The sequence below is a fragment of the Pseudomonas sp. B3G-3 genome (assembly GCF_028640915.1).
GTDB classification, from domain to species: Bacteria; Pseudomonadota; Gammaproteobacteria; order Pseudomonadales; family Pseudomonadaceae; genus Aquipseudomonas; species Aquipseudomonas chlororaphis_I.
Window position 1 is genome coordinate 1 of record NZ_JAQZAB010000096.1, and the last position, 26,211, is coordinate 26,211.

Annotated in this window: 23 protein-coding genes and 1 pseudogene; 5 read left to right on the forward strand and 19 right to left on the reverse strand. The window is 62.1% G+C overall.

Going from position 1 to position 26,211, the window contains the following annotated elements; genetic code table 11:
- The 8 genes and pseudogenes from PVZ80_RS11320 to PVZ80_RS11355 all read right to left on the reverse strand — a co-directional run.
- Positions 1–431, reverse strand: a pseudogene (locus tag PVZ80_RS11320) (putrescine ABC transporter permease PotI); the annotation flags it as partial.
- On the reverse strand, positions 428–1,309 hold the full coding sequence (locus PVZ80_RS11325) for an ABC transporter permease subunit (RefSeq protein WP_169916015.1): 882 nt from the start codon (positions 1,307–1,309) through the stop codon (positions 428–430). The gene PVZ80_RS11325 and the pseudogene PVZ80_RS11320, both read right to left, overlap by 4 nt.
- A 35-nt stretch (positions 1,310–1,344) precedes the next feature.
- Positions 1,345–2,487: an ABC transporter ATP-binding protein gene (locus PVZ80_RS11330; protein WP_007928322.1), complete on the reverse strand. Its 1,143-nt coding sequence runs from the start codon at positions 2,485–2,487 to the stop codon at positions 1,345–1,347.
- 71 nt (positions 2,488–2,558) lie between these two features.
- A complete protein-coding gene (locus PVZ80_RS11335) occupies positions 2,559–3,653 on the reverse strand; it encodes a polyamine ABC transporter substrate-binding protein (protein ID WP_009051375.1) in 1,095 nt (364 codons plus the stop codon).
- Positions 3,654–3,839: 186 nt separating this feature from the next.
- The gene (locus PVZ80_RS11340; protein ID WP_016705051.1) at positions 3,840–4,934 is read right to left on the reverse strand and encodes a polyamine ABC transporter substrate-binding protein; all 1,095 of its coding nucleotides are present in this window, start codon (positions 4,932–4,934) and stop codon (positions 3,840–3,842) included.
- A gap of 185 nt (positions 4,935–5,119) precedes the next feature.
- Entirely contained in the window at positions 5,120–6,484 is a 1,365-nt protein-coding gene (locus tag PVZ80_RS11345) for an aspartate aminotransferase family protein (RefSeq protein WP_016705050.1), read from the reverse strand.
- A 57-nt stretch (positions 6,485–6,541) separates the two neighbouring features.
- Positions 6,542–7,900, reverse strand: coding sequence for a glutamine synthetase family protein (locus PVZ80_RS11350; RefSeq protein WP_009051378.1), 1,359 nt, complete (start codon positions 7,898–7,900; stop codon positions 6,542–6,544).
- Between the two features lie 30 nt (positions 7,901–7,930).
- A complete protein-coding gene (locus tag PVZ80_RS11355) occupies positions 7,931–8,728 on the reverse strand; it encodes a gamma-glutamyl-gamma-aminobutyrate hydrolase family protein (RefSeq protein ID WP_273863908.1) in 798 nt (265 codons plus the stop codon).
- Positions 8,729–8,996: 268 nt separating this feature from the next.
- Between PVZ80_RS11355 and PVZ80_RS11360 the strand changes: the two genes are divergently transcribed.
- The gene (locus PVZ80_RS11360) at positions 8,997–10,373 is read left to right on the forward strand and encodes a glutamine synthetase family protein (RefSeq protein WP_009051380.1); all 1,377 of its coding nucleotides are present in this window, start codon (positions 8,997–8,999) and stop codon (positions 10,371–10,373) included.
- Between the two features lie 211 nt (positions 10,374–10,584).
- Positions 10,585–11,229 (forward strand): TetR/AcrR family transcriptional regulator, encoded by a 645-nt coding sequence (locus PVZ80_RS11365; RefSeq protein ID WP_103330872.1) that lies wholly within the window; start codon positions 10,585–10,587, stop codon positions 11,227–11,229.
- 163 nt (positions 11,230–11,392) lie between these two features.
- Here the strand turns inward: PVZ80_RS11365 and PVZ80_RS11370 are convergent, their stop codons facing one another.
- The 10 genes from PVZ80_RS11370 to argE all read right to left on the reverse strand — a co-directional run bounded on the left by PVZ80_RS11370 (position 11,393) and on the right by argE (position 21,780).
- Entirely contained in the window at positions 11,393–11,608 is a 216-nt protein-coding gene (locus PVZ80_RS11370; RefSeq protein ID WP_007928303.1) for a TOBE domain-containing protein, read from the reverse strand.
- Between the two features lie 106 nt (positions 11,609–11,714).
- Entirely contained in the window at positions 11,715–12,521 is an 807-nt protein-coding gene (ssuB, locus tag PVZ80_RS11375; protein ID WP_009051382.1) for an aliphatic sulfonates ABC transporter ATP-binding protein, read from the reverse strand.
- A complete protein-coding gene (ssuC, locus tag PVZ80_RS11380) occupies positions 12,518–13,306 on the reverse strand; it encodes an aliphatic sulfonate ABC transporter permease SsuC (RefSeq protein WP_063433340.1) in 789 nt (262 codons plus the stop codon). Before ssuC ends, ssuB begins: the two co-directional genes overlap by 4 nt.
- Positions 13,307–13,315: 9 nt before the next feature.
- Positions 13,316–14,464 (reverse strand): FMNH2-dependent alkanesulfonate monooxygenase, encoded by a 1,149-nt coding sequence (ssuD, locus tag PVZ80_RS11385; RefSeq protein ID WP_009051384.1) that lies wholly within the window; start codon positions 14,462–14,464, stop codon positions 13,316–13,318.
- Between the two features lie 25 nt (positions 14,465–14,489).
- Entirely contained in the window at positions 14,490–15,458 is a 969-nt protein-coding gene (locus PVZ80_RS11390; protein ID WP_009051385.1) for a sulfonate ABC transporter substrate-binding protein, read from the reverse strand.
- Positions 15,459–15,546: 88 nt separating this feature from the next.
- Positions 15,547–16,140 (reverse strand): NADPH-dependent FMN reductase, encoded by a 594-nt coding sequence (ssuE, locus tag PVZ80_RS11395; RefSeq protein ID WP_007928287.1) that lies wholly within the window; start codon positions 16,138–16,140, stop codon positions 15,547–15,549.
- A 254-nt stretch (positions 16,141–16,394) separates the two neighbouring features.
- Entirely contained in the window at positions 16,395–17,033 is a 639-nt protein-coding gene (locus tag PVZ80_RS11400; protein WP_009051386.1) for a peroxiredoxin, read from the reverse strand.
- A 272-nt stretch (positions 17,034–17,305) separates the two neighbouring features.
- On the reverse strand, positions 17,306–18,679 hold the full coding sequence (locus tag PVZ80_RS11405; RefSeq protein ID WP_025807108.1) for an OprD family porin: 1,374 nt from the start codon (positions 18,677–18,679) through the stop codon (positions 17,306–17,308).
- Positions 18,680–19,187: 508 nt separating this feature from the next.
- Positions 19,188–20,486 carry an amino-acid N-acetyltransferase gene (argA, locus tag PVZ80_RS11410; protein WP_009051388.1) on the reverse strand — a complete coding sequence of 433 codons (1,299 nt, stop codon included), beginning with the start codon at positions 20,484–20,486 and terminating at the stop codon, positions 19,188–19,190.
- Positions 20,487–20,631: 145 nt separating this feature from the next.
- A complete protein-coding gene (gene argE / locus PVZ80_RS11415; RefSeq protein ID WP_028683694.1) occupies positions 20,632–21,780 on the reverse strand; it encodes an acetylornithine deacetylase in 1,149 nt (382 codons plus the stop codon).
- Between the two features lie 158 nt (positions 21,781–21,938).
- Here argE and PVZ80_RS11420 point away from each other — a divergent pair, with 158 nt between their 5' ends.
- Entirely contained in the window at positions 21,939–23,306 is a 1,368-nt protein-coding gene (locus PVZ80_RS11420; RefSeq protein WP_009051390.1) for a CYTH domain-containing protein, read from the forward strand.
- A gap of 84 nt (positions 23,307–23,390) precedes the next feature.
- Here PVZ80_RS11420 and PVZ80_RS11425 read toward each other — a convergent pair whose 3' ends face one another.
- Positions 23,391–23,861 (reverse strand): Lrp/AsnC family transcriptional regulator, encoded by a 471-nt coding sequence (locus PVZ80_RS11425; protein WP_007928270.1) that lies wholly within the window; start codon positions 23,859–23,861, stop codon positions 23,391–23,393.
- Positions 23,862–23,985: 124 nt separating this feature from the next.
- On the opposite strand from PVZ80_RS11425, the gene PVZ80_RS11430 reads away from it, so the two are divergent.
- Both PVZ80_RS11430 and PVZ80_RS11435 read left to right on the forward strand, forming a co-directional pair.
- Positions 23,986–24,306 (forward strand): hypothetical protein, encoded by a 321-nt coding sequence (locus PVZ80_RS11430; protein ID WP_016703220.1) that lies wholly within the window; start codon positions 23,986–23,988, stop codon positions 24,304–24,306.
- Positions 24,307–24,432: 126 nt separating this feature from the next.
- On the forward strand, positions 24,433–26,211 hold the full coding sequence (locus PVZ80_RS11435; RefSeq protein ID WP_038635994.1) for a GspE/PulE family protein: 1,779 nt from the start codon (positions 24,433–24,435) through the stop codon (positions 26,209–26,211).

A 26,211-nucleotide genomic window follows, 5' to 3' on the forward strand; every position in this document is an offset into this window, starting at 1 on the left:
GTGGTGTGGGCGATCCAGATGGTGACGATGCCACGCTCCTGCGGCCAGCCGATCATCTGCGCCATGGCCACGAACAGCAGCAACAGCGACAGACCGGTAATCACTTCCGGCATCACCAGCGGCGCGGTGACCAGGCCGCCGAACAGTGTGCGGCCCTTGAAGTGGGTGATACGGGTCAGCACGAAGGCCGCCAGGGTGCCCAGGGCCACCGCGGCGATCGCGGTGTAGCAGGCGATCTCCAGGGAGCGCACCACCGAGCCCATCAGTTGCGAGTTGTCCAGCAGGCCGACGTACCACTTCACCGACCAGCCGCCCCAGACCGTCACCAGCTTGGAGGCGTTGAACGAGTAGATCACCAGGATCAGCATCGGCAGGTAGATGAATACCAGCCCCACCACCAGCATCAGGTTCGAGAAACTGAAGCGCTTCATTCCTTGCCCTCCATTTCTTTGGCCTGACTGCGGTTGAAGAGGATGATCGGCACAATCAGGATCGCCAGCATCACCACTGCCAGGGCCGAGGCCACCGGCCAGTCACGGTTGTTGAAGAACTCTTGCCAGAGCACTTTACCGATCATCAGGGTTTCCGGACCGCCGAGCAGTTCCGGGATCACGAACTCGCCCACCACCGGGATGAACACCAGCATGCAGCCGGCGATGATGCCGTTCTTCGACAGCGGCACGGTGATTTTCCAGAAGCTGTTGAAGGTGCTCGAACCCAGGTCCGAGGCGGCTTCCAGCAGGCTGGTATCGTGCTTCACCAGGTTGGCGTAGAGCGGCAGGATCATGAACGGCAGGTACGAATAGACCACGCCGATGTACACCGCCAGGTTGGTGTTGAGGATCTGCAGCGGCTCGTCGATCAAGCCCATGCTCATCAGGAAGCCGTTGAGCAGGCCGTTGTTGCTGAGGATGCCCATCCAGGCGTAGACGCGGATCAGGATCGCGGTCCAGGTCGGCATCATGATCAGCAGCACCAGCACGGTCTGCAGCTCTTTGCGGGCGCTGGCGATGGCATAGGCCATCGGGTAGCCGATCAACAGGCACAGCAGGGTGCTGAAGAAGGCCATCTTCAGCGAGCCGAGGTAGGCGGCGATGTACAGTTCGTCGTCGCCGAGCATCGCGTAGTTGCCCAGGTTGAGCAGCACCTGCAGCTTCTGGTCGATGAAGCTGTAGATCTCGGTGTACGGCGGAATGGCCACGTCCGCTTCGGCGAAGCTGATCTTCAGGACGATGAAGAACGGCAGCATGAAGAACAGGAACAGCCAGAGGAACGGGACCCCGATGACCATCTGGCGGCCACCGGGAATTATTCGATTGAGGCGGCGCTTGAGCTTTCGCATGTTCATGAGCGCAGTACCACGCCGCTGTCGTCTTCCCACCAGACGTACACCTGGTCGCCCCAGGTCGGCCGCGCGCCGCGGCGTTCGGCGTTGGCCACGAACGACTGCACCAGCTTGCCGCTCGGCAGCTCGACGTAGAACACCGAGTGCCCGCCCAGGTAAGCGATGTCGTGCACCTTGCCGCTCGACCAGTTGTATTCGCAGGTCGGCATGTCCGGGGTCACCAGGAGTTTTTCCGGGCGGATGGCGTAGGTCACCGACTTGTCCTGCACCGAGGTGCTGATGCCGTGGCCCACGTAGATGTTGCGATCCAGGTCCTTGCAGGTGATGGTCGCGTGGCCTTCGGCGTCGTCGATCACTTCACCTTCGAAGATGTTGACGTTGCCGATGAATTCGCAGACCAGGCGGCTGGTCGGGGTTTCGTAGATGTCGATCGGGCTGCCGATCTGGGCGATCCAGCCCAGGTGCATGATCGCAATACGCTCGGCCATGGTCATGGCCTCTTCCTGGTCGTGGGTCACCATCACGCAGGTCACGCCGACGCGCTCGATGATCTCCACCAGCTCCAGTTGCATCTGCGAGCGCAGCTTTTTATCCAGCGCGCCCATCGGCTCGTCGAGCAGCAGCAGTTTCGGCCGCTTGGCCAGGGAACGGGCCAGGGCCACGCGCTGGCGCTGGCCGCCAGAGAGCTGATGCGGCTTGCGCTTGGCGTACTGGCTCATCTGCACCAGCTTGAGCATCTCGGCCACGCGGGCATCGATCTCGGCCTTGGGAATCTTGTCCTGCTGCAGGCCGAAGGCGATGTTCTGCGCCACGGTCATGTGCGGGAACAAGGCGTAGGACTGGAACATCATGTTGATCGGCCGCTCGTAGGGCGGCATGTCGGTGATGTCCACACCGTCCAGGTAGATGCGTCCCTCCGTGGGCCGTTCGAACCCCGCGAGCATGCGCAGCAAGGTGGACTTACCCGAGCCAGAACCGCCGAGCAGAGCGAAGATCTCGCCTTTCTTGATTTCCAGGGACACGTCGTCCACGGCAATCGTCTCGTCGAACTTCTTCGTGACCCGGTCGATCTTGACCAACACCTGCTTCGGTGTCTGGTCGCCCTCGAGGGCTTTCTTGTAGGCGCCGGAGGCAACTGCCATTTACGAAACTCCCAACAGAATTTGCAGTTCGCCCCATGCGGGCGAACTCTGGATAGTTTGAGCGATTGACGCTATTTGCCCGACTTGACCTTGGTCCAGCTGCGGGTCATGAGTCGTTGGATCTTGGGCGGCAACTCTGAGTTGACATACAGCTTGTCGACAATCTCCTGCGCCGGGTAAACCGCTTCGTCCTTGCGCACCGACTGGTCCATCAGCTCACCCGCCTTGGGGTTCGGGTTGGCGTAGCCGACGGAGTCGCTGACCTGGGCAATCACCTCAGGCTTGAGCAGGTAATTGATGAAGGCATGGGCCTGCTTGACGTTACCGGCGTCCTTGGGAATGGCCAGCATGTCGAACCAGAGGTTGCCGCCTTCCTTGGGGATCACATAGGCGATCTCGATGCCCTTGCCGGCTTCGGCGGCGCGCGCCTTGGCCTGGAACACATCGCCGGAGAAGCCCGCGGCCACGCAGATTTCGCCATTGGCCAGGTCGGAGATGTATTTCGAGGAGTTGAAGTAGGTCACGTAAGGCCGCACCGCCAGCAACTTGGCTTCGGCCTTCTTGTAGTCGTCGGGGTTCTGGCTGTTGGGGTCCAGGCCCATGTAGTTGAGTACCGCCGGGAGCATTTCATCGGCGGAGTCGAGGAAGGCGACGCCGCAGCTCGACAGTTTCTTGATGTTTTCCGGTTCGAACAGCATGGCCCAGGAGTCGATCTTGTCCACGCCCAGCGCGGCCTTGACCTTCTCGACGTTGTAGCCGATGCCGTTGGTGCCCCACAGGTAAGGCACGGCGTACTGGTTGCCCGGGTCGTTCTTCTCCAGGCGCTTGAGCAGCACCGGGTCGAGGTTCGAATAGTTGGGCAACTGCGCCTTGTCGAGCTTCTGGAACGCCCCGGCCTTGATCTGCTTGCCCAGGAAGTGGTTGGACGGCACGACCACGTCATAGCCGGTACGACCGGCGAGCAACTTGCCTTCCAGGGTTTCGTTGGAGTCGAACACGTCGTACAGCGGCTTGATGCCGGTGGCCTTTTCGAAGTCCGCCAATGTGCTCTGACCGATATAGTCAGACCAGTTATAAATATGCACGGTTGGCGCGGCATAGGCGCTGACGGCCAGCGTCAGCCCGGCACCCACCAGCATGGCTTTGCGAAATAAAGAAATAGGCAAGTGGAGGTCCTCTAAACAATTGGGCCTGAGTTGCCCGCACTACATGACAGCCAAGAGCTGCCCAGCAACAAAACCGGCGCGCAACTTACCTTCGATAAACCGATCCAGCAAAACTTTCTGTCATTTAATTGCACCGCTGACCGCCCTCGCGGGGACGACGGCCAGCGGTTGCGGCCTCAAACCGGCTTATTTGCCGGATTTGATCTTGGTCCAGCTGCGGGTCAGCTCACGCTGGGTAGCGGCCGGCAGATCGGCGATCGCATACAGCTTGGCCTGCACGTCGGCTGGCGGGTAGATGCCTGGATCGCTGGTGATGTCTTTTTCCACCAGTGCCGTTGCGGCGGCGTTGCCGTTCGGGAAACGCACGGCGTTGGTGATGCTGGCCATGACTTCAGGCTTCTGCAGGAAGGTCATGAACTTGTAGGCGCCCTCGACGTTTTCCGCATCCTTGGGGATAGCGACCATGTCGTAGAAGGTGCCGGCGCCTTCTTTCGGAATGGCGTAGCTGACTTTCACCTTGTCGCCGGCTTCGGCGGCACGGGACTTGGCCTGCTGCACGTCACCCGAATAGCCGACCGCTACGCAGATGTTGCCGTTGGCCAGGTCCGAGATGTACTTGGAGGAGTGGAAATAGGTGATCGAAGGACGAATCTTGAGGAACAGCTCTTCGGCTTTCTTGATGTCGTCTTTCTTCTGGCTGTCGGTCGGCAGACCCAGGTAATGCAGGGCGACCGGGATCATTTCGGTTGGCGAGTCGAGGAAGCTCACGCCGCAGCCCTTGAGCTTGGCAATGTTCTCGGGCTTGAGCAGGGTGTCCCAGGAATCGATCTTGTCGACGCCCAGCGCAGCCTTGACCTTCTCCGGGTTGTAACCGATGCCGATGGAACCCCACATGTATGGGAAAGCGTGCTTGTTGCCCGGGTCACTGACCGAAACCGCCTTGAGCAGATCCTGGTTCAGGTTTTTCCAGTTGGGCAGCTTGGAGACGTCCAGCTCCTGATAGACACCGGCCTTGATCTGCTTGGCCAGGAAGTTGTTCGACGGCACGACCACGTCGTAACCGGACTTGCCTGCCAGCAGTTTGGCTTCCAGGGTTTCGTTGCTGTCGAAAACGTCGTAGACCACCTTGATCCCGGACTCTTTCTCGAAGTTCGCAATGGTGTCGGGGGCGATGTAGTCGGACCAGTTGTAAACGTGCAGCACCTTGTCGTCTGCCTGGGCCACTGCCGCCATCGCGCCCATCAGGGACATGGCGAGGAGGGTCTTGCCAGCTTTCTTCATACCTATTGCCTTCATGCGTCATGCTCCAATTATTCTTTTTAACCTTGTGTTCAGCGACCGGTTGCCAGGCAACTAAAAACAGGCGGTAGTCTGGCAAGTTCCAAGGCGGGCTTTCAACAAAAGACCCAGCCTTTATGGCCGCCCCGAGCGAAGTACCACGGGGTACTTCGCTCAGAGCCTAGCACTTAGCCCTGCAACGCACTCAAGGTCAGGTCCAGGCACTTGCGGGCCTTGCTCACCAGCTCATCGATCTCCTCCTTGGTGATCACCAGGGGCGGAGCAATGATCATGGTGTCGCCCACGGCGCGCATGATCAGGCCGTTGTCGAAGCAGAACTGCCGGCAGATCATGCCGACGCCTTTTCCGACATACCGCGCACGGGTGGCCTTGTCCTGAACCAGCTCGATGGCGCCCAACAGGCCGACTCCGCGAACCTCACCCACCAGCGGGTGATCGTTCAGTTCCCGCAGACGTTTCTGCAAATAAGGTGCCGTTTCTGCCTTGACGCGCTCGATAATTTTCTCGTCGCGCATGATGCGGATGTTTTCCAGGGCCACGGCGGCGGCCACCGGGTGCCCGGAATAGGTGAAACCGTGGTTGAAATCGCCGCCCTCGTTGAGCACCGCCACCACTTCGTCGCGCACGATCAGGCCACCCATGGGGATGTAGCCGGAGGTCAGGCCCTTGGCGATGGTCATCATGTCCGGCTTGAGGTCGTAGAAATCGCTACCGAACCACTCACCGGTACGCCCGAACCCACAGATCACCTCGTCGGCGACGAACAGGATGTCGTACTTGGCGAGGATCTCCTTGATCCGCGGCCAGTAGCTTTCCGGCGGCACGATCACGCCGCCCGCGCCCTGGATCGGCTCGGCAATGAAGGCGCCGACGTTATCGACGCCGAGTTCGAGAATCTTCTCTTCCAGCTGGTTGGCCGCCCAGATCCCGAACTCGTCCGGGGTCATGTCGCCACCTTCACCGAACCAGTAAGGCTGCGGGATATGCACGATGCCCGGGATCGGCAAGTCGCCCTGTTCGTGCATATAGGTCATGCCGCCCAGGCTCGCGCCGGCCACGGTGGAACCGTGATAGCCGTTGACCCGGCTGATGATGGTTTTCTTCTTCGGCTGGCCCTTGATCGCCCAGTAGTGACGAACCATGCGCAGCATGGTGTCGTTGCCTTCGGAGCCGGAACCGGTGAAGAACACATGGTTCATGCCCTGCGGGGCAACATCGGAGATGGCCTTGGCCAGTTCCAGCGCCGGCGGGTGAGCGGTCTGGAAGAACAGGTTGTAGTACGGCAGCTCGCGCATCTGCTTGCTGGCGGCTTCGGCCAGTTCTTCGCGGCCGTAACCGATAGCCACGCACCACAGCCCGGCCATGCCGTCGAGGATCTTGTTGCCCTCGCTGTCCCAGAGGTAAACGCCCTCGGCATTAGTGATGATCCGCGGCCCCTTCTCCTTCAACTGCTTGAAGTCGCTGAAGGGTGCCAGGTGGTGCTCGCTGCTGAGGGTTTGCCACTCACGGGTTTGCGGGTTGTTGCTGGTCATTGGAACTCTCCTGATTTTCCGGTGAGGGCGCCGCCGGTGACGGCGGCGCCCCGCGCATCAGACGGCGAAGAGCAGGAACTCCCGCTCCCACGAACTGATGACGCGCTTGAAGTTTTCATGCTCGGCCCGCTTGACCGCGACGTAGCCAGTGATGAATTTCTTGCCCAGGTATTTCTCGATGGTCTTGCTGTTTTCCATGCGCTCCAGAGCGTCCTCGATGGTCAACGGCAGGCGCAGGTTGCGGCGCTCGTAACCGCGGCCGACCACCGGTGCGCTCGGGTTGTGGCCTTCGACCATGCCGATGAAACCGCACAGCAGGCTGGCGGCGATGGCCAGGTAAGGGTTGGCGTCGGCGCCCGGCAGGCGGTTTTCCACCCGACGGTTCTGCGGCCCGGCATCCGGCACACGCAGGCCCACGGTGCGGTTCTCTTCGCCCCACTCCACGTTCACCGGTGCCGAGGTGTCCGGCAGGAAGCGGCGGAACGAGTTGACGTTGGGCGCGAACAGCGGCAGCAGCTCGGGGATGAACTTCTGCAGGCCGCCGATGTGGTTGAGGAACAGCTGGCTCATGGTCCCGTCGTCATTGGAGAAGACGTTCTTGCCAGTCTCGATGTCGATGATGCTCTGGTGCAGGTGCATGGCGCTGCCCGGCTCGCCGGTCATCGGCTTGGCCATGAAGGTGGCGGCCACCTCGTGCTTGAGCGCGGCTTCGCGCATGGTGCGCTTGAACACCAGGATCTGGTCGGCCAGGGACAGAGCGTCGCCGTGACGGAAGTTGATTTCCATCTGCGCCGTGCCGTCTTCGTGGATCAGCGTGTCGAGGTCCAGTTCCTGCAGTTCGCACCAGTCGTAGACGTCCTCGAACAACGGGTCGAATTCGTTGGCCGCTTCAATGGAGAACGACTGGCGACCGGTTTCCGGGCGACCGGAACGGCCGACCGGTGGCTGCAACGGGTAGTCCGGGTCGTCGCTGCGCTTGGTCAGGTAGAACTCCATCTCCGGCGCCACGATCGGCTGCCAGCCGTGGTCGGCGTAGAGTTTCAGGACCTTCTTGAGCACGTTGCGCGGCGACAGCTCGATCGGGTTGCCCTGCTTGTCGTAGGTGTCGTGGATCACCTGGGCGGTCGGTTCGATGGCCCAGGGCACGAGGAATACCGCGTTCTGATCCGGGCGGCAGACCATGTCGATGTCGGCCGGGTCCAGCAGTTCGTAATAGATGTCGTCTTCGACATAGTCGCCGGTCACCGTCTGCAACAGCACGCTCTCGGGCAGGCGCATGCCTTTTTCGGCGATGAACTTGTTGGTTGGCGAGATCTTGCCCCGGGTGATCCCGGTCAGGTCGCCAATCATGCATTCGACTTCTGTGATCTTGTGGTCTTTCAACCAATCGGTGAGCTGGTCGAGGTTGTTACTCATAAATGCCTCTAGGCGTGAGTTTCCTGGCTCTTATAAGCCAGGTTTTTGTGACGCATTGGCGTCGCGTTGCATTACCCGCTTGCGACAGGCATCGCCAAATGCCTGGAAGATGGCGAGGTAGTGAGGGTTAGAGCTTACCTGCCATTCAGGGTGCCATTGCACCCCCAAAGCAAAAGCCTTGCCTCCCTCGATCGGCGCGCCCTCGACGGAGAAGGCTTCGATCAAGCCGTCGGGTGCCAGGGCCTCTATCTTCAGGCCCGGCGCCAGACGTTCAACGCCTTGGCCATGAATCGAATTGACTTCAATCTGCGCCGGCAGGCCGAGGCCGGCCAGCACCCCGCCCGGCTGCACATGCAGCGCATGGGCGGGGCCGTATTGCACTTCCACCGGCTGGCTCTCGTCCTCACGGTGGTCCATGAACGGGCCGGCTTCGTGGACCCGCTGGTGCAGGCTGCCGCCGAAGGCCACGTTCATTTCCTGGAAGCCGCGGCAGATCCCCAGTACCGGAACCCCGGCCGCCACTACGGCGCGGATCAGCGGCAGGGTGCTGGCATCACGGGCAGGATCGTGCGCGGTTCCCGGCGCGCTGGCGGGACCTCTATAGTGAAAAGGCTCGATATTGGAGGGTGAACCGGTAAAGAGGATGCCATCCAGACCGTCCAGAATATCGGACGGGCTTAGAATATCGGCCAGGGACGGGAGGATCATGGGCACGCCCTTGGCTGCTACTGCCACTGCGCGGACGTACTTGTCGCCACTGATGTGATAAGCATGCAGACCGATCTGCCTGGAGCAGGCGGTGACGCCGATTAACGGCAGGCGAGACATGAAACACCCCGGTATTATTGCTGTTATGGGTTTAAATCGAGCTTAGCCTTGTTCATTTTTTTACACAACACCCCCGTAAAAAATACAACACGGCCCGCTCAAGGCCGCGGCGGCCAAGCCCTCCGAAGCCAGAAAAGCGCCCCAAAAATGCCCCGCAGGCGCTTTTTTAGGGCAAAAAAGGCCTCGCTTGACTTCGGCATGCCGTTCGGGTTGACTGAAACCTGAAAAGATCAATGATTGATATTTTTAACAACAAAGGTGTTGCATCATGTCGGTACCCCCGCGTGCCGTTCAGCTTAACGAAGCGAACGCGTTCCTTAAGGAACATCCTGAGGTTCTGTACGTTGACCTTCTGATTGCGGATATGAATGGTGTGGTGCGCGGCAAGCGCATCGAACGCACCAGCCTCCACAAGGTTTACGAGAAAGGCATCAACCTGCCGGCCTCTTTATTTGCTCTGGATATCAATGGCTCGACGGTGGAAAGCACCGGCCTGGGCCTGGACATCGGCGACGCCGATCGAATCTGCTATCCAATCCCCGATACCCTGTGCAATGAACCCTGGCAGAAGCGCCCCACCGCGCAACTGCTGATGACCATGCACGAACTCGAAGGCGACCCTTTCTTCGCCGACCCGCGCGAAGTGCTGCGTCAAGTCGTGGCCAAGTTCGACGAGCTGGGCCTGACCATCTGCGCCGCGTTTGAACTGGAGTTCTACCTGATCGACCAGGAGAACGTGAATGGCCGGCCACAGCCGCCACGCTCGCCGATCTCCGGCAAGCGCCCGCATTCGACCCAGGTGTACCTGATCGACGACCTCGACGAATACGTCGACTGCCTGCAGGACATTCTCGAAGGCGCGAAAGAACAAGGCATCCCGGCCGACGCCATCGTCAAGGAAAGTGCTCCGGCGCAGTTCGAAGTGAACCTGCACCACGTCGCCGACCCGATCAAGGCCTGCGACTATGCGGTACTGCTCAAACGTCTGATCAAGAACATCGCCTACGACCATGAGATGGACACCACCTTCATGGCCAAGCCTTACCCAGGCCAGGCGGGTAATGGTCTGCACGTCCACATTTCGGTCCTGGACAAGGACGGCAAGAATATTTTTGCCAGCGAGGATCCCGAGCAGAACGCCGCACTGCGTCACGCGATCGGCGGTGTGCTCGAGACCCTACCGGCGCAGATGGCTTTCCTCTGCCCGAACGTCAACTCCTACCGTCGTTTCGGTGCGCAGTTCTATGTGCCGAACTCGCCGAGCTGGGGCCTGGACAACCGCACCGTCGCCCTGCGCGTACCGACCGGCTCCGCCGACGCGGTCCGCCTGGAGCACCGTGTGGCCGGCGCCGATGCCAACCCGTACCTGCTGATGGCTTCGGTCCTGGCGGGCGTGCACCACGGCCTGGTCAACAAGATCGAACCGGGCGCGCCAACCGAAGGCAACTCCTACGAGCAGAACGAGCAAAGCCTGCCGAACAACCTGCGCGACGCACTGCGCGAGCTGGACGACAGCGAAGTCATGGCCAAGTACATCGACCCGAAATACATCGATATCTTCGTGGCCTGTAAGGAAAGCGAGCTGGAGGAGTTCGAGCACTCGATCTCCGACCTCGAGTACAACTGGTACCTGCACACCGTGTAAGCGGCTGTAGCCCAGAAAAACGCCACCGGCCGAAGGGCCCGTGGCGTTTTTTATGGCCGCCTTGCGGCGGATCGCGGGCAAGCCTCGCTCCTACAGGTTCGAGGTGTATGCCATTTCCATCTTGTAGGAGCGAGGCTTGCCCGCGAAGGCGTCCTGGCAGACAACACCCGACACGCCTCGTACAATGCCCGCTGCCCCGCAGGAGACTCCAATGACACGCGTAGCCACCCCCCGCAAACCCCGCGCACGCAGCCAGGCCCGGATCGACTCGATACTCGATGCCGCCCGCACCCTGCTTGCCGCCGAGGGCGTGGCCAGCCTGTCGATCTACAGCGTGGCCGAGCGCGCGGAGATCCCGCCCTCCTCGGTCTATCACTTCTTCGCCAGCGTTCCCGCCCTGCTTGAAGCCCTGACTGCCGACGTCCACGCCGCGTTCCGCGCCTGCCTGCAAGAGCCTATCGACCACGCGACCCTGAGCAGCTGGCACGACCTGTCGCGGCTGGTCGAACAGCGCATGCTCGCCATCTACAGCGCCGACGCTGCGGCTCGCCAGTTGATCCTGGCCCAGCATGGCCTCACCGAGGTCACCCAGGCCGACCGCCAGCACGACATCGAACTGGGCGACCTGATGCACAAGCTGTTCGACCAGCACTTCCAGTTGCCGGCGCTGCCCGCGGATGTGGATGTGTTCGCCCTGGCCATGGAACTGGGCGACCGCGTCTATGCGCGCTCGGTCCAGCAGCACGGGCAGATCACCGAGCGCATGGCCGAGGAAGGCATGCGGGTATTCGATGCCTACCTGGGGCTGTACCTGCCGCCCTACCTGCCCAAGCGCGAGATAGCACGGTCGGGCTGATGCCCTATCGCGAGCAAGCTCGCTCCTACAAAGGTTCGCGCCGTTCTTGTAGGAGCGAGCTTGCTCGCGATAGCGGCCTTGCTCCTTCCGCACCGCTCAAGCCCTGCCCCACAAAAAAGCCCCGAAGGGCTCACGCCGTCCGGGGCCGGTTGTCGTGCATCGATCACAACTTGGCGATCGACACCTCGGTGGATTTCACGAACGCGATCACTTCGCTGCCGATTGCCAGTTCCAGCTCCCGCACCGAACGGGTGGTAATCACCGACGTGACGATGCCGGAGGCGGTCTGCACGTCGATTTCCGAGAGCACGTCGCCTTCGACGATTTCCTTGATGGTGCCTTTGAACTGGTTGCGAACGTTGATGGCCTTGATAGTCATGGTATTTCTCCTGAGGTCGAAATAAGCCACAAGCTTCAAGCGATAAGCTGCAAGCAAAAGCGCTCGGCTCTTTCTTGCCGCTTGCAGCTGGAAACTTGCTGCTGCTTTAAAGCGCCCAGCGCAATTGCGTGGGCAAGGGTGAAACGGGTTCCGGCTCGGGTGGCGACCCGGGCAGCGACAACACGCGGTTGAGTACTTCGGCTTCCAGCGCTGCCAGCCGATGGGAGCCACGCACCCGTGGGCGCGGCAGCTCCACCAGCAGATCGAGACCGACCTCGCCTTCTTCGATCAGGATCACCCGGTCGGCCACCGCCACCGCTTCGCTGACATCGTGGGTCACCAGCAGGACGGTGAAGCCATGCTGCTGCCACAGGCGCTCGATCAGTTGCTGCATCTCGATCCGGGTCAGGGCATCCAGCGCGCCCAGGGGCTCGTCCAGCAACAACAGGCGTGGCTGGTGAATCAGCGCCCGAGCCAGGGCCACGCGCTGCTTCTGGCCGCCGGACAAGGCGGCCGGCCACTCATTGGCGCGATCGGCCAGGCCCACCGCCTCCAGGGCTTCCAGGGCCTGGGGGCGCCAGTCGCCCTTGAGGCCCAGGCCGACGTTGTCGATGACCTTCTTCCAGGGCAGCAGGCGCGCCTCCTGGAACATCAAGCGGGTGTCCTCGATGGCCTGGCTCAGCGGCGCGGCACCGGCCAGCAGTTCGCCGCCGGTGGGTTTGTCGAGGCCGGCCAGCAAGCGCAGCAAGGTGCTCTTGCCGCAGCCGCTACGGCCAACCACCGCGACGAATTGCCCGGCCGGAATATGCAGGTCGATCTCGCGCAGCACCTGGCGCGAACCGAAGGTCTTTTGCAGCTTGCGCACCACCAGCGGAATACCGCGCAGCAGGCGTGGAGGTTGTTGAGCCGTCATTGCGCACCTCCCTTGGCCACTTGATAGGCCGGATGCCAACGCAGCCAGGCACGTTCCAGACCGCGTGCGGCGAGGTCCGCCAGTTTGCCGAGCACGGCGTACATGACGATGGCCAGCACCACCACATCGGTCTGCAGGAATTCCCGGGCGTTCATCGCCAGATAACCGATGCCGGAGCTGGCGGAGATGGTTTCCGCGACGATCAGCGTCAGCCACATGAAGCCCAGGGCAAAACGCACGCCCACCAGGATCGAAGGCAAGGCGCCGGGCAGTATCACCTGACGGAACAGGCTGAAGCCGGACAGGCCATAACTGCGCGCCATTTCCACCAGCGCCGGGTCGACGTTGCGAATGCCGTGGTAGGTGTTCAGGTAGATCGGGAACAGGGTGCCCAGGGCCACCAGGAAAATCTTCGCCGACTCATCGATGCCGAACCACAGGATCACCAGAGGAATCAGCGCCAGGTGCGGTACGTTGCGGATCATCTGCACCGAGCTGTCGAGCAGGCGTTCGCCCCACTTCGACAGACCGGTGATGAAACCCAGGGCCAGGCCGATGCTGCCGCCGATCAGGAAGCCGATTGCCGCGCGCCAGCCGCTGATAGCCAGGTGGGTCCAGATTTCGCCGCTGCGCACCAGGCCGACCCCGGCTTCGATCACCGCGCTGGGTGCCGGCAGGATTCGCGTCGACAGCCAGCCGGCCGAGACCGACAATTGCCACACCGCTAGCAACAGCAGCGGCAGGGCCCAGGGTGCCAGGCGATGGAACAAGGATTGTCTGTTCATGGCCACGCCTCAGCTCTGGGACGCAGCTTTGGGAATGATGTCGTTGGCGACCATTTCGCCGAACGGGCTGACGTACCCGGCGCCCTTGGGCAGCTCGGGACGCTCGATATCCAGGTGCGGGAACAGCAGCTCGGCCACCCGGTACGACTCTTCCAGGTGGGGGTAACCGGAGAAGATAAAGGTGTCGATACCCAGGTCCGCGTACTCCTTCATCCGCGCCGCCACGGTCGGGCCATCGCCGACCAGCGCGGTGCCCGCGCCCCCCCGTACCAGGCCGACGCCGGCCCAGAGGTTGGGGCTGACTTCCAGTTTGTCGCGGCGCCCGCCGTGCAGCGCCGCCATGCGCTGCTGGCCGACCGAGTCGAAGCGCGCCAGGGAAGCCTGGGCCCGGGCGATGGTGTCGTCGTCCAGATGGGAGATCAGGCGCTCGGCCGCTTGCCAGGCTTCGGCGTTGGTTTCACGCACGATCACGTGCAGGCGAATGCCGAAGCGCACGCTGCGCCCCTGCTTGGCGGCCTTGGCCCGGACCTGCTCGATTTTCTCGGCCACCGCGGCCGGTGGTTCGCCCCAGGTCAGGACCATGTCCACCTGTTCGGCGGCCAGGTCCTGCGCGGCTTCCGAGGAGCCGCCGAAGTACAGCGGCGGACGCGGCTGCTGGATCGGCGGATAGAGCAGCTTGGCGCCCTTCACGCTGATGTGCTGGCCATCGTAGTCGACGGTTTCGCCTTCCAGCACCCGACGCCAGATACGGGTGAATTCCACCGAAGCCTGGTAGCGCTCTTCATGGCTGAGGAACAGGCCGTCGCCGGCCAGTTCGTCCGGATCGCCACCGGTCACCAGGTTGAACAGCGCCCGGCCGCCGGACAGGCGATCCAGGGTTGCCGCCTGGCGTGCCGCCACCGTCGGGGAAATGATCCCGGGGCGCAGGGCGACCAGGAACTTCAGGCGCTGGGTCACCGGGATCAGCGAGGCCGCCACCAGCCAGGAATCCTCGCAGGAACGCCCGGTGGGGATCAGCACGCCGCCGAAACCGAGGCGGTCGGCCGCCTGGGCGATCTGCTGCAGGTAACCGTGGTCGACGGCGCGAGCGCCTTCGGCGGTGCCAAGGTAATGGCCGTCGCCGTGGGTAGGCAGGAACCAGAAAATATTGAGGCTCATGGAGTTGTCTCCTAAGGGGATCGAGTTACGGCGCTTTGGCAACGGCGGCTGGAGGCGTCCAGATCACGTCTTTGATGCTCAGGGGCTTGGGAATCAGCTTGAGCTGATGGAAGCTGTCGGCGATTTTCTGCTGGGCCGCCGCCACGTCCGGGGTCAGGAAGTTCGCGCCATAACCCTGGCGTTTCACCGAGGTCAGGGTGATGTCCGCCGGCAGGCCGAGCAGTGGTGCCACCTGCTGGGTCACCTCGTCCGGGTTGGCCTTGGACCATTCGCCCACCGCGCGCACTTCCTCCACCAGGGCCTTGATCACCTCGGGGTGTTGTTGCGCGTAGGGTTTGGTCGCCAGGTAGAACTGGTGGTTGTCGACGATGCCGCTGCCGTCACGCAGGGTGCGGGCTTGCAGCTGCTTCTCGGCCGCCGCCTGATAGGGGTCCCAGATCACCCAGGCATCGACGCTGCCACGCTCGAAGGCGGCGCGAGCATCGGCGGGCGGCAGGAATACGGTCTGGATGTCGCTGTACTTGAGGCCGGCGTCTTCCAGGGCGCGGACCAGCAGGTAGTGCACGTTGGAGCCCTTGTTGAGGACCACCTTCTTACCCTTGAGCTCCGCCACCGACTTGATCGGCGAATCCTTGGGCACCAGGATCGCTTCGCTGGTCGGCGCCGGTGGCTCGTAGGCCACGTACAACAGGTCGGCACCGGCGGCCTGGGCGAATACGGGCGGGGTCTCGCCGGTGACGCCGAAGTCGATGGAGCCGACGTTCAGCCCTTCCAGCAGCTGCGGGCCGCCGGGGAATTCGGTCCATTGCACCTGCACGCCCTGCTCCGCCAGGCGCTTCTCCAGCGAGCCCTTGGCCTTGAGCAGCACCAGGGTGCCGTATTTCTGATAGCCGATACGCAGGGTCTCGGCCGCTTGGGCTTGAACGATGGCGCCGAAGGACACAGCCGCAGCAAACAGAGCGACCAGACCACGACGCAAAATCACAGGGCGCATGGCGCTCTCCTTTTGCTGTTGGGTTTTGGCTGCACCTGCTAGGCCGTTGGCGGCTAAGTAAGGCCAGTACTTCAGATTCGGGTAGGACTCAAATGCTCCAGCGAGCACTCAACAAACGATCATTCAACAGATTCGGGTCCAGCGGCTTGGGACGCCGCGCCATGGCGCTGTGGAACTGTTCCAGGGCTTCGCGCAGGCGCTGTTCCAAGGCCGGCGCCAGCTGCGCCTGGGCACTGCCTTCGCCGTAGGCGATCTGGCTGTCCTCGGCGAAGATGCCCTGGAGCATCTCCTGGGCCTTGAGGGCCGACAGCACCGGCTTGAGCGCGTAATCCACCGCCAGCATGTGGGCGATGCTGCCGCCCGTGGCCATCGGCAGCACCACCTTGTGGTTCAGGGCGCGTTCCGGCAGCAGGTCGAGCACGGTTTTCAGCGCACCGGAAAACGATGCCTTGTAGACCGGCGTGGCGATCAGCAAGCCGTCGGCCTGTTCGATCTGTTGCAACAGGTCGATCACCATCGGGCTGTCGAAGCGCGCGTGGAGCAGATCCTCGGCCGGGAAATCCCGGACCTGATAGTCGACCACTTCCACACCTTGTTGCTGCAACCAGCGTTTGGCGTGTTCCAGCAGCACCCCGGAGCGGGAGCGTTGGCTGGGACTGCCACCGAGTGAGACGACCAGCATGCAGAGGTTTCCTTTAGCGGTAATGGGCGATTCGCGGTTTGCGATCTCGCTGAGCTGAGCAGACCTTAACAGTCTATTTATATATCCATAAATCTTATTTTTTCATTTGTTTATTCCTTAAATGAATATAAGAAAAGCCATTCTCCAGGCAAAAAAATAGGCCGTCGAAACGGCCTTAAAACCCCTGCTTTGTGGAAGCGGTACATGACCCGCAGGCGGCGGCAATGCCGGCTCGCGCCTGCGGGCCCACGGTGTCAGCGATTCGGTTGCGGCGTCAGGCGCAGGTAGGGTTTGACCGCGCGATAACCTTTGGGGAAGCGTTTCTTGATTTCCTCTTCGTCCTTGAGCGACGGCACGATCACCACTTCATCACCGTCCTGCCAGTTGGCCGGGGTGGCCACCTTGTAGTTGTCGGTGAGCTGCAGCGAGTCGATCACCCGCAGGATCTCGTGGAAATTGCGCCCGGTACTGGCCGGATAAGTGATGGTCAGGCGCACCTTCTTGTTCGGGTCGATGACGAACAGCGAACGCACGGTCAGGGTGTCGTTGGCATTCGGGTGGATCAGGTCGTACAGGTCCGAGACCTTGCGGTCGGCGTCGGCCAGGATCGGGAAGTTGACGAGGGTGTTCTGGGTTTCGTTGATGTCCTCGATCCACTTGTGGTGCGAGTCCACCGGGTCCACCGACAGGGCAATGGCTTTCACGCCGCGCTCGGCGAACTGGTCCTTGAGCTTGGCGGTGAACCCCAGCTCGGTAGTGCACACCGGGGTGAAGTCCGCCGGGTGGGAAAACAGCACGCCCCAACTATCGCCGAGCCACTCGTGGAAACGAATCTTGCCGGCACTGGAATCCTGTTCGAAGTCGGGGGCGATGTCGCCAAGTCTGAGGCTCATGTTGCTGCTCCTGTGAGTGCGTTATGAGCCCTACTGTGCCTGCGCCTGGGAATATTTAAAAAGAATAAATATCGATTTATTTAGACTATAAATGAATATTAAAAATCTCTTCACTGGATTCGCGCGCGCCCAGGGCACACCATCTTCGACAAGGTTCGAGAAGGCCTTGAGTAGCTGTAAAGAGGGGTTTCAGGGAGGACCTGCGGGGGTGGGTCCGACCTGGATGACAACACCTCGCCCGGCATTGCGCCGGGCGAGGTTTTAACGTCGGATTACAACAGCGGGATCGAGTAGCTGACGATCAGGCGGTTTTCGTCCTGCGAGCGCTGGCCCGGAATATCGTTACGCCACATGGCGTTTTTCCAGGTCAGGCCCAGGTTCTTCAGCGGACCTTCCGGAATCACGTAGGCCACGGTCAGGTCCCGTTCCCACTCGCTGGCGTTGGTCGCCGAAACGGTACGCTGAGGGAGAACGGAACCCTCTTTGCCGGAAGTGTCGATGTTATCGCCACGCAGATAGATCACACCGGCGGTCAGGCCAGGCACGCCTACCTTGGCGAAATCGTAGGAGTAGCGAGCTTGCCAGGTACGTTCGCCAGCACGGGCGAACTTGGCGATCTGCATGTCGGTAGTCAGGTAAGCCGACGAACCGTCACCCTGGTTCAGCCAAGGGAAGTCGCTGTCACCGTTACTGACCTGGTAGCCGCCACCGAAGGTATGGCCGGCAACCGAGTACAGGAACAGGCCGCTGATCAGGTTGTTATCAACCTTGCCCTTGGTGATGCCAGTGCCGTAGTCACCGGTGGTGTAGTAGGCCGAGTCGTGGCCGTTGGCACCGTCGTCACGGCTGTTGAAGTAACGCAGGTCAGACTTCAATACGCCCGGGCCGATAGCCCAGTTGTGCAGCAGGCCAACGAAGTGCTGCTTGTAGAAGTCTTTCAGGTTGCCGTAGTAGTACTGAGCGGTCAGATCTTTAGTGATCTTGTAGTCACCACCACCGTAGATGAACTTGTTGCTGTCACGACCAGCAGCGGTGTGAGCGTTGGCGCCCGCAATCGACAGCTCTTCGTTGTTGCTGGAGTTACGCCCCTTGGCATGCTCGATCTGACCACCCACCAGTGTCAGGTCCTTGATGTCGTTCGAGGTGATCTGACCGCCCTGGAAGGTTTGCGGCAGCATACGACCATCGTTGGTCACGATAACCGGCAGTTTTGGCTGCAGGGTGCCGAGCTTCAGTTCGGTCTGGGAGATCTTGGCTTTGGCGGTCAGGCCCAGGCTGGAGTAGTTATCGACCGCTTTGCCGTTGGACTCGCTTGGGAAAACAGTGCCGCCATAAGAGGTAGCAGTGGCGCCGTTGGTGCCGCCGCCCGAATCCAGCTTGATGCCCAGCAAGCCGATTGCATCCAGACCGAAACCGACGGTGCCTTCGGTGTAGCCGGAAGTGAAGTTGAGCTGGAAGCCCTGGCCCCACTCTTCCCACTTGTTCTGTGCGCCGGACGCCTTGGTGTCGGCATCGCGGTTGTCAGTATTGATGTAGAAGTTACGCAGACCCAGAGTGGCCTTGCTGTCTTCGATGAAACCGGCGGCGCCTGCCTGCTGCGCCATAACCCCAACGGCCACAGCCAGGGCCAAGGTGGACTTGTTCATGTTTCGCTCCTCTCGTTTCTAATTCTTGTGTACTCAGGCCCAGGGTCTGCTGCCCCGGGTCCATCGGTGGGCGATTAGCGCCAGACCGTGACTCATAAGTCAATCGTAACCAACTGTGTCTACGACCAAGGTCTAATCGCGATGATTGGGTCCTTGCAGGGTAATGAATTTCTCATAAACCCAAAAAGAATTATTTCATTCTTTTTCATACCGTTCGGGAATATCGACAGGTACGTTCGTTTGAGCCGTGGCCCAAGGTATCGGCGTCCTGTTTAATTCCTGAATGGTATTTCCCCGCTGATCTTTAGATCGATCAGTTAAAACATAAGCCAGATACGTCAACCAGTATCGAAAAGGCGACGCAATAATGGCTAGGCGCCGATGGTCCCGTCAATTTGTTACAGTTTTTGTATCGCACGCATTTATTTTTCTGAAACATAAATCAGGCTCGGCAGACGCAACGAAAAACCCGCCCCTGTCAAGAGCGGGTTGCCGAACGGGATGAAGCTCAGAGGGCTTTTTCGAAGATCTTCGAGTTGCGCTGGTAGTTGTACAGCGAGGCCCGCGCGGAAGGCAGACGCTCGACGCTGCTAGGGGCAAAACCGCGCTCACGGAACCAGTGAGCGGTACGGGTGGTGAGGACAAACAGGGTTTTCAGGCCCTGGGCCCGGGCCCGGGTTTCGATCCTTTCCAACAGTTCGTCGCCACGACCGCCGTGGCGGTATTCCGGGTTCACCGCCAGGCAGGCCAGCTCCCCGGCGTCGGAGTCGGCGATCTGGTAGAGCGCGGCACAGGCAATGATCATCCCCTCGCGCTCGACCACGCTGAACTGCTCGATCTCACGCTCGAGCACCTCGCGGGAACGCCGCACCAGAATGCCCTGCTCCTCCAGCGGACTGATCAGATCCAGCAACCCGCCGACGTCCTCGATGGCCGCCTCGCGGACCAGTTCGAACTGCTCCTGGGCCACCAGCGTACCGCCACCGTCACGGGTGAACAGTTCGGTCAGCAGCGCGCCGTCTTCGGCGTAACTGACGATATGGCTGCGCCCTACGCCACCCCGGCAAGCCTCGGCCGCGGCATCCAGCAGCTCCGCCTGATAGTTGCTGCCCAGGCGCTGCAAATGCGCCGGCACCTGTTGCGGACGCAGTTCGCGCACCAGATTGCCGCTTTCATCCAACAGGCCACGCTCGGCGCCGAACAGCAGCAGCTTGTCGGCAGCCAGGTCGATGGCCGCGCGGGTGGCGACGTCTTCGCAGGCGAGGTTGAAGATTTCCCCGGTCGGCGAGTAGCCCAAGGGCGACAGCAGGACGATCGAGCGCTCGTCCAGCAGGCGGTTGATGCCCTTGCGGTCGACCCGGCGCACTTCGCCGGTGTGGTGATAGTCGACACCCTCGAGCACGCCGATCGGCCGGGCGGTCACCAGGTTGCCGCTGGCGACCCGCAACCGCGAGCCCTGCATGGGCGAGGACGCCATGTCCATGGACAGCCGCGCTTCGATAGCGATGCGCAACTGGCCGACGGCGTCGATCACGCATTCCAGGGTCGCCGCATCGGTGATGCGCATGCCGTGGTGGTAATGCGGGGTCAGGCCGCGCGCAGCCAGGCGGGCTTCGATCTGTGGACGCGAGCCGTGTACCAGCACCAGGCGCACGCCCATGCTGTGCAGCAGCACCAGGTCATGGACGATGTTGCCGAAGTTCGGATGTTCTACGCCGTCGCCGGGCAGCATGACCACGAAGGTGCAGTCGCGGTGGGCATTGATATAAGGCGAAGCGTGACGAAGCCAATTGACGTATTCGGGCATAACCTGAGCCTGTAAATAAGAAGCAGCCTATAAAAGGACGAAACGGGAAAACGCACAGCGGGCTGGTGGTTATCGTCGGAACAGGCTTGGCGACACGCTCGCTCTCCTTGAGGTACGGGCTTGGCCGTCGGTGATTTAGTAGAAATCAGGCCGGCGTCAGGCAGTAATGATTAATCAGTTCACGTAGTAGATGCACGGTAGGCTGCAAGCGTGACATTTCGAGGTATTCCCCCGGCTGGTGAGCACAGGCGATGTCGCCCGGGCCCAGCACCACTGTCTCGCAGCCAAGGCGCTGAAGATAAGGCGCTTCGGTGCCGAACGCTACTGCTTCGGCGCGATGACCGGTCAGGCGCTCGGCCACCCGCACCAGTTCGCAGTCTTCGGCCTGCTCGAAGGCCGGTGCTTCGGGGAACAGCGGCGCGTAGTCGATCTTCACCTGGTGCCGCTCGGCCACGGGCACCAGCTTCTGCCGGATGGCCGCGCGCAGCGCCTGCGGGTCCATGCCCGGCAGCGGCCGCAGGTCGAATTCCAGCGAGCATTGGCCGCAGATGCGGTTCGGGTTGTCGCCACCGTGGATACACCCAAGATTCAGGGTCGGCTGCGGCACGCTGAACTGCGGGTTGCGGAATTCGCGCTGCCACGCCAGGCGCAGGCCGCGCAGTTCGCCGATGGCATCGTGCATGGCTTCCAGGGCGCTATGGCCCAGGCTCGGGTCGGAAGAATGGCCGCTGCGCCCGAGAATATCGATGCGCTCCATCATCACCCCTTTGTGCATGCGGATCGGCCGCAGCCCGGTCGGCTCACCGATCACCGCGGCGCGCCCCAATGGCCGGCCGGCTTCGGCCAGGGCGCGGGCGCCGGCCATGGAGCTTTCCTCATCACAGGTGGCGAGGATCAGCAGAGGTTGCTTGAAGGGCTGCTCCAGCAGCGGCCGGACCGCCTCGATGACCAGGGCGAAAAAACCTTTCATGTCGCAACTGCCCAGGCCGACCCAGCGCCCGTCGACCTCGGTGAGCTTCAGCGGGTCGGTCTGCCATAGCGCGCCGTCGTAGGGCACGGTGTCGCTGTGCCCGGCCAGCACCAGGCCGCCGGGGCCGCTGCCGAAACTGGCGAGCAGGTTGAATTTGCCAGGGCTGACCTGCTGGATATCGCAGGCAAAACCCAGGTCGCCGAGCCAGCTCGCCAGCAAATCGATGACCGCACGATTGGACTGATCCAGCGCCGGCTGGGTACAGCTGACCGAAGGTGTGGCAATCAGCGCAGCGAACTGCTCTTTCATGGACGGCAATGGCATGCGCTGGCTCCCGGGTTCCAAGATGAAGTCCATCATAGAGCCATCCTGCGACAGGAATAAACCGCCACGGCACCTCGGCGCGGCGAGTCCTGTACACTGCACGACCTTGGCAGCCACACATTCCCCCGGCTGCGCTCCCGATCCTGGATTTTCCGGCCATGCAGAAAGAAACCGAAATCAAACTCCGCGTCAGCCGCGAAACCCTCGCCGCCCTGCGTGAGCACCCGCTCCTGAAAAAACGCAACAAAAGTGGCTGGGAACACCGCGAACTGATGAACCAGTACTTCGACACGCCCGAGCGCGACCTGGCCCGCGCCAAGGTCGCCCTGCGCCTGCGCCGCGACGGCGAAGAAGTGATCCAGACCCTCAAGACCCGCGGCCAGAGCGTCGCCGGCCTGTCGGAACGCAACGAGTACGACTGGCACCTGGCCAAAGCCAAGCTCGACCTGAAGAAACTCGACGGCGAATGCTGGCCCGAGCAACTGGCCGAGCTGGACAAGAAAACCCTCAAGCCGATCTTCACCACCGACTTCGTCCGCGAACGCGCGGAAATCGCCTGGGGCCGCGGCAAGGCCAAGGTGGTGATCGAGGCCGCCCTGGACCTGGGCCACGTGATCGCCGGCAAGCAGAAGGAAGAGATCTGCGAGCTGGAACTGGAACTGCGCGAAGGCGAACCGGCCGCCCTGCTGGAACTGGCCGCCGAGCTGGCCGCCACCCTGCCGCTGATGCCCTGCGACATCAGCAAGGCCGAGCGCGGCTACCGCCTGTTCGACGCCAACAGCTACTCCCTGAGCCTGCCCGCCCCGGAACTGAGTGCGGAAACGCCGCTGGACGACGCCTTCGCGGCGCTGACCTGGCACCTGCTGGGCAGCAGCCAGCGCCTGGCCGAGCAATATCGCTTCAACGGTCACTGGCGTTTGCTGCAGGACTGGGTCGAGAACCTGGCAGAACTGCGCGCCCTGGTCAGCAGCCTGGGCCAGGCCGCACCGCGCCAGGCGACCGCCGAGTTGCGTGCTTCGCTGGACGGCCTGCTGGAAGACTGGCGCCCGCTGGTGCAAGCCGGCCTGGACGACGAAGACGTGCGCAAGGCCGCGCCCGAGCAGTTCATCGAAGAGCTGCAGGACGTGCGCTGGGGCCTGTTCTCGCTGAACACCTCGCGCTGGTTGCTGGCCCGCAGCTGGACCGCCGAGCGCAATACCCGTGGCAACCGCCAGGGTGCGGCGCAACTGGGCAGCTGGTTACCGCGCCTGCTGGCCGACGAAGCCAGCTCCCTGCAACTGCCGCGCTACCAGCAACAGCCGGAAGACCTGGCCGAGCAGCTGCCACGTATCGAACGCATCCAGTCCTGGCTGCATCACGCACGCAACGTGCTGGAAATCCCGGAGCTGGACCGTCTGTACGGCGAGTTGAACAAGCTGGCGCAACTGGCCAACGAGCCGATCACCGACGAAGCCCTGGATGCCCGCAAGCAACAGGCGATCACGGTGTTCCAGAACCGCGCGTGGAAGACCTTGCTGCGCATGTGACAGCCTCATCGCGAGCAAGCTCGCTCCTACAAGACCGGCATAGTCCCTGTAGGAGCGAGCTTGCTCGCGATGGCTTCAACCGCATCAACGCAGAACGGGCAAACTCGTCGTGGACTTGATCTCCGACAGCGCCACGATCGAATTCACTTCCTGAATCCCCGGCACCATCGACAGTTTCTCGAAGAAGAAACGCTCGTACGCCTCGATGTCCGCCGTGACGATGCGCAACAGGAAATCCACCGCCCCCATCAGCACATAACACTCCAGCACTTCCGGAAAACCGCGGATCGCCTCGGTGAACTCGGTGAAGTTGGAACGGCCGTGGGCGTTGAGTTTGACCTCGGCGAAGATCTGCGTGTTGAGGCCGATCTTCTTGCGGTCGAGCAAGGTCACCTGGCCACGGATCACCCCCTCCTCCTTGAGCCGCTGGATCCGCCGCCAGCAAGGTGACTGGGACAGCCCTACCTGTTCGGCGATCTGCGCGCTGGACAGCGAAGCGTCTTCTTGCAGCAGCGCCAGGATGCGGCGGTCGTAGGCGTCCAGTTCGCTATGCATAGATATTCCTCAATAACCCACAAATACGAATCACATGATTCGATATTTTCGAAAATCCCTTCATCTTAGATAAGAAATACCCGCAACCGAATGTAAAAATTTCTCCATTGATCCGGAGAATCCCATGCCCTCTCTCGAAGCCGTCAGTTCCCGCGCCGATGTGTGGAATGTCGCCAACACCCATTGCCGGGTGCATTACCAACTGGTCACCGACGCCGAGGCCGATGTGCTGTGCCGGGTGCTTAATCATTTCGCCCTGCAGTCCCTGCTGCCGCAGCAGGTCCAGGTGCAACAGCAGGACGGTTCGCTGCTGATGGAAGTGCTGCTCGATGGCCTGAGCTGGCACCGTGCGCAAGTCATCGCGGAAAAACTGCGCAACCTGGTCAGCGTGTGCTCGGTACAGCTGCAACTGGCCGAGCGCGAGCCGTTGCAGGCCGCCGGCTGAAGGCGCCGGGCAAAATCCTGCAACGCTTGGGCGACTGATGGTCGCCATCCCGGGACTATTCTTGGCATTCCGTGGTCAGAGGCGCATCTAACCCGCCCGCTGCCGGATTGTTCACAAGGAGCCCGCATGTCCGTTCCTCTCGTTACCCAGGACCGCTGGCTGGATCTCAACGATCTGCTGCGCGACCTGGTCGCCCAGGGTTTCATCAGCCAGGACTCGGCCGAACACGCCCTGACCACCCGCCGCAACGCCGCCAACAGTCAGCTGCACCCGCTGGAGTTTCTCGCCAGCCAGCACCTGGACGACCTCAGCCGGCCCGGCAAGCGCCTGGACCTGGAAAGCCTGACCCTGTGGCTGGCGCAACAGGCCGGCCAGCCGTACCTGCGTATCGACCCGCTGAAAATCGACGTCGCCGCCGTCACCCCGCTGATGTCCTACGCCTTCGCCCAACGCCACAAGATCCTTGCGGTATCGATCGACGCCGAAGCCGTCACGGTGGCCAGCGCCCAGCCTTATGTCAGCGCCTGGGAAGCCGACCTGACTCACGTGCTGAAGCTGCCGATCAAGCGGGTCGTAGCCAACCCGGTGGAAATCCAGCGCCTGACCGTGGAGTTCTTCCGCCTGGCCAAGTCGGTCACCGGCGCCAGCGCCGACCAGAAAAGCCACGGGCCGGGCAACTTCGAACAATTGCTCAACCTCGGCGCCAGCGATCAGGAGCCCGACGCCAACGACGCGCACATCGTCAATATCGTCGACTGGCTGTTCCAGTACGCGTTCCAGCAGCGGGCCAGCGATATCCACATCGAGCCGCGCCGCGAACAAGGCACCGTGCGCTTTCGCATCGACGGGGTGCTGCACAACGTCTATCAGTTCCCGCCCCAGGTCACCATGGCCGTGGTCAGCCGCCTGAAAAGCCTGGGCCGGATGAACGTCGCGGAAAAACGCAAACCCCAGGACGGCCGGGTCAAGACCAAGACTCCGGAAGGCGGCGAAGTGGAGTTGCGCCTGTCGACCCTGCCTACGGCTTTCGGCGAGAAAATGGTCATGCGCATCTTCGACCCCGAGGTGCTGCTCAAGGATTTCGACCAGTTGGGTTTCTCCAGCGACGACCTGCGGCGCTGGCAGGAAATGACCCGCCAGCCCAACGGCATCATCCTGGTCACCGGCCCCACCGGTTCGGGCAAGACCACCACCCTGTACACCACCCTGAAGAAACTGGCGACGCCGGAGGTCAATCTCTGCACCATCGAGGACCCGATCGAGATGGTCGAGCCGGCGTTCAACCAGATGCAGGTCCAGCACAACATCGAGCTGACCTTCGCCAGCGGCGTGCGCGCACTGATGCGCCAGGACCCGGACATCATCATGATCGGCGAGATCCGCGACCTGGAAACCGCGGAGATGGCGATCCAGGCCGCCCTCACCGGCCACCTGGTGCTATCGACCCTGCACACCAACGATGCCCCCGGCGCCATCAGCCGCCTGCTGGAACTGGGCGTCGCCCCCTACCTGATCAAGGCCACGCTGCTTGGGGTCATGGCCCAGCGCCTGGTGCGCACCCTGTGCCCGCACTGCAAGACCCCGCTGACCCTGGACGAAGGCGACTGGCAAAACCTGACCCGGCCCTGGCAGGCGCCGCTACCCAGCCATGCCCATGGCGCCACCGGCTGCCTGGAATGTCGCGATACCGGTTACCGGGGCCGCGCCGGGGTGTATGAAATCATGCAGTTGAGCGACAGCCTCAAAGCCCTGATCAGCGCCGACGCCGACCTGCTTGCCATACGCCGCCAGGCCTTTTTGGAAGGCATGCGCAGCCTGCGCCTGTCCGGGGCGCAGAAAGTCGCCGCCGGGCTGACCACCCTCGAGGAGATATTGCGGGTAACGCCACAAAGCGAGCAGCGATGA

What these genes read in the sequence shown, in the direction of transcription:
- PVZ80_RS11330 (WP_007928322.1), bottom strand. Translation starts at nt 2,487, where the DNA reads ATGGCAGTTGCCTCCGGCGCCTACAAGAAAGCCCTCGAGGGCGACCAG.
- PVZ80_RS11340 (WP_016705051.1), bottom strand. Translation starts at nt 4,934, where the DNA reads ATGAAGAAAGCTGGCAAGACCCTCCTCGCCATGTCCCTGATGGGCGCG.
- PVZ80_RS11345 (WP_016705050.1), bottom strand. Translation starts at nt 6,484, where the DNA reads ATGACCAGCAACAACCCGCAAACCCGTGAGTGGCAAACCCTCAGCAGC.
- PVZ80_RS11350 (WP_009051378.1), bottom strand. Translation starts at nt 7,900, where the DNA reads ATGAGTAACAACCTCGACCAGCTCACCGATTGGTTGAAAGACCACAAG.
- PVZ80_RS11355 (WP_273863908.1), bottom strand. Translation starts at nt 8,728, where the DNA reads ATGTCTCGCCTGCCGTTAATCGGCGTCACCGCCTGCTCCAGGCAGATC.
- PVZ80_RS11360 (WP_009051380.1), top strand. Translation starts at nt 8,997, where the DNA reads ATGTCGGTACCCCCGCGTGCCGTTCAGCTTAACGAAGCGAACGCGTTC.
- PVZ80_RS11365 (WP_103330872.1), top strand. Translation starts at nt 10,585, where the DNA reads ATGACACGCGTAGCCACCCCCCGCAAACCCCGCGCACGCAGCCAGGCC.
- PVZ80_RS11370 (WP_007928303.1), bottom strand. Translation starts at nt 11,608, where the DNA reads ATGACTATCAAGGCCATCAACGTTCGCAACCAGTTCAAAGGCACCATC.
- ssuB (WP_009051382.1), bottom strand. Translation starts at nt 12,521, where the DNA reads ATGACGGCTCAACAACCTCCACGCCTGCTGCGCGGTATTCCGCTGGTG.
- ssuC (WP_063433340.1), bottom strand. Translation starts at nt 13,306, where the DNA reads ATGAACAGACAATCCTTGTTCCATCGCCTGGCACCCTGGGCCCTGCCG.
- ssuD (WP_009051384.1), bottom strand. Translation starts at nt 14,464, where the DNA reads ATGAGCCTCAATATTTTCTGGTTCCTGCCTACCCACGGCGACGGCCAT.
- PVZ80_RS11390 (WP_009051385.1), bottom strand. Translation starts at nt 15,458, where the DNA reads ATGCGCCCTGTGATTTTGCGTCGTGGTCTGGTCGCTCTGTTTGCTGCG.
- ssuE (WP_007928287.1), bottom strand. Translation starts at nt 16,140, where the DNA reads ATGCTGGTCGTCTCACTCGGTGGCAGTCCCAGCCAACGCTCCCGCTCC.
- PVZ80_RS11400 (WP_009051386.1), bottom strand. Translation starts at nt 17,033, where the DNA reads ATGAGCCTCAGACTTGGCGACATCGCCCCCGACTTCGAACAGGATTCC.
- PVZ80_RS11405 (WP_025807108.1), bottom strand. Translation starts at nt 18,679, where the DNA reads ATGAACAAGTCCACCTTGGCCCTGGCTGTGGCCGTTGGGGTTATGGCG.
- argA (WP_009051388.1), bottom strand. Translation starts at nt 20,486, where the DNA reads ATGCCCGAATACGTCAATTGGCTTCGTCACGCTTCGCCTTATATCAAT.
- argE (WP_028683694.1), bottom strand. Translation starts at nt 21,780, where the DNA reads ATGCCATTGCCGTCCATGAAAGAGCAGTTCGCTGCGCTGATTGCCACA.
- PVZ80_RS11420 (WP_009051390.1), top strand. Translation starts at nt 21,939, where the DNA reads ATGCAGAAAGAAACCGAAATCAAACTCCGCGTCAGCCGCGAAACCCTC.
- PVZ80_RS11425 (WP_007928270.1), bottom strand. Translation starts at nt 23,861, where the DNA reads ATGCATAGCGAACTGGACGCCTACGACCGCCGCATCCTGGCGCTGCTG.
- PVZ80_RS11430 (WP_016703220.1), top strand. Translation starts at nt 23,986, where the DNA reads ATGCCCTCTCTCGAAGCCGTCAGTTCCCGCGCCGATGTGTGGAATGTC.
- PVZ80_RS11435 (WP_038635994.1), top strand. Translation starts at nt 24,433, where the DNA reads ATGTCCGTTCCTCTCGTTACCCAGGACCGCTGGCTGGATCTCAACGAT.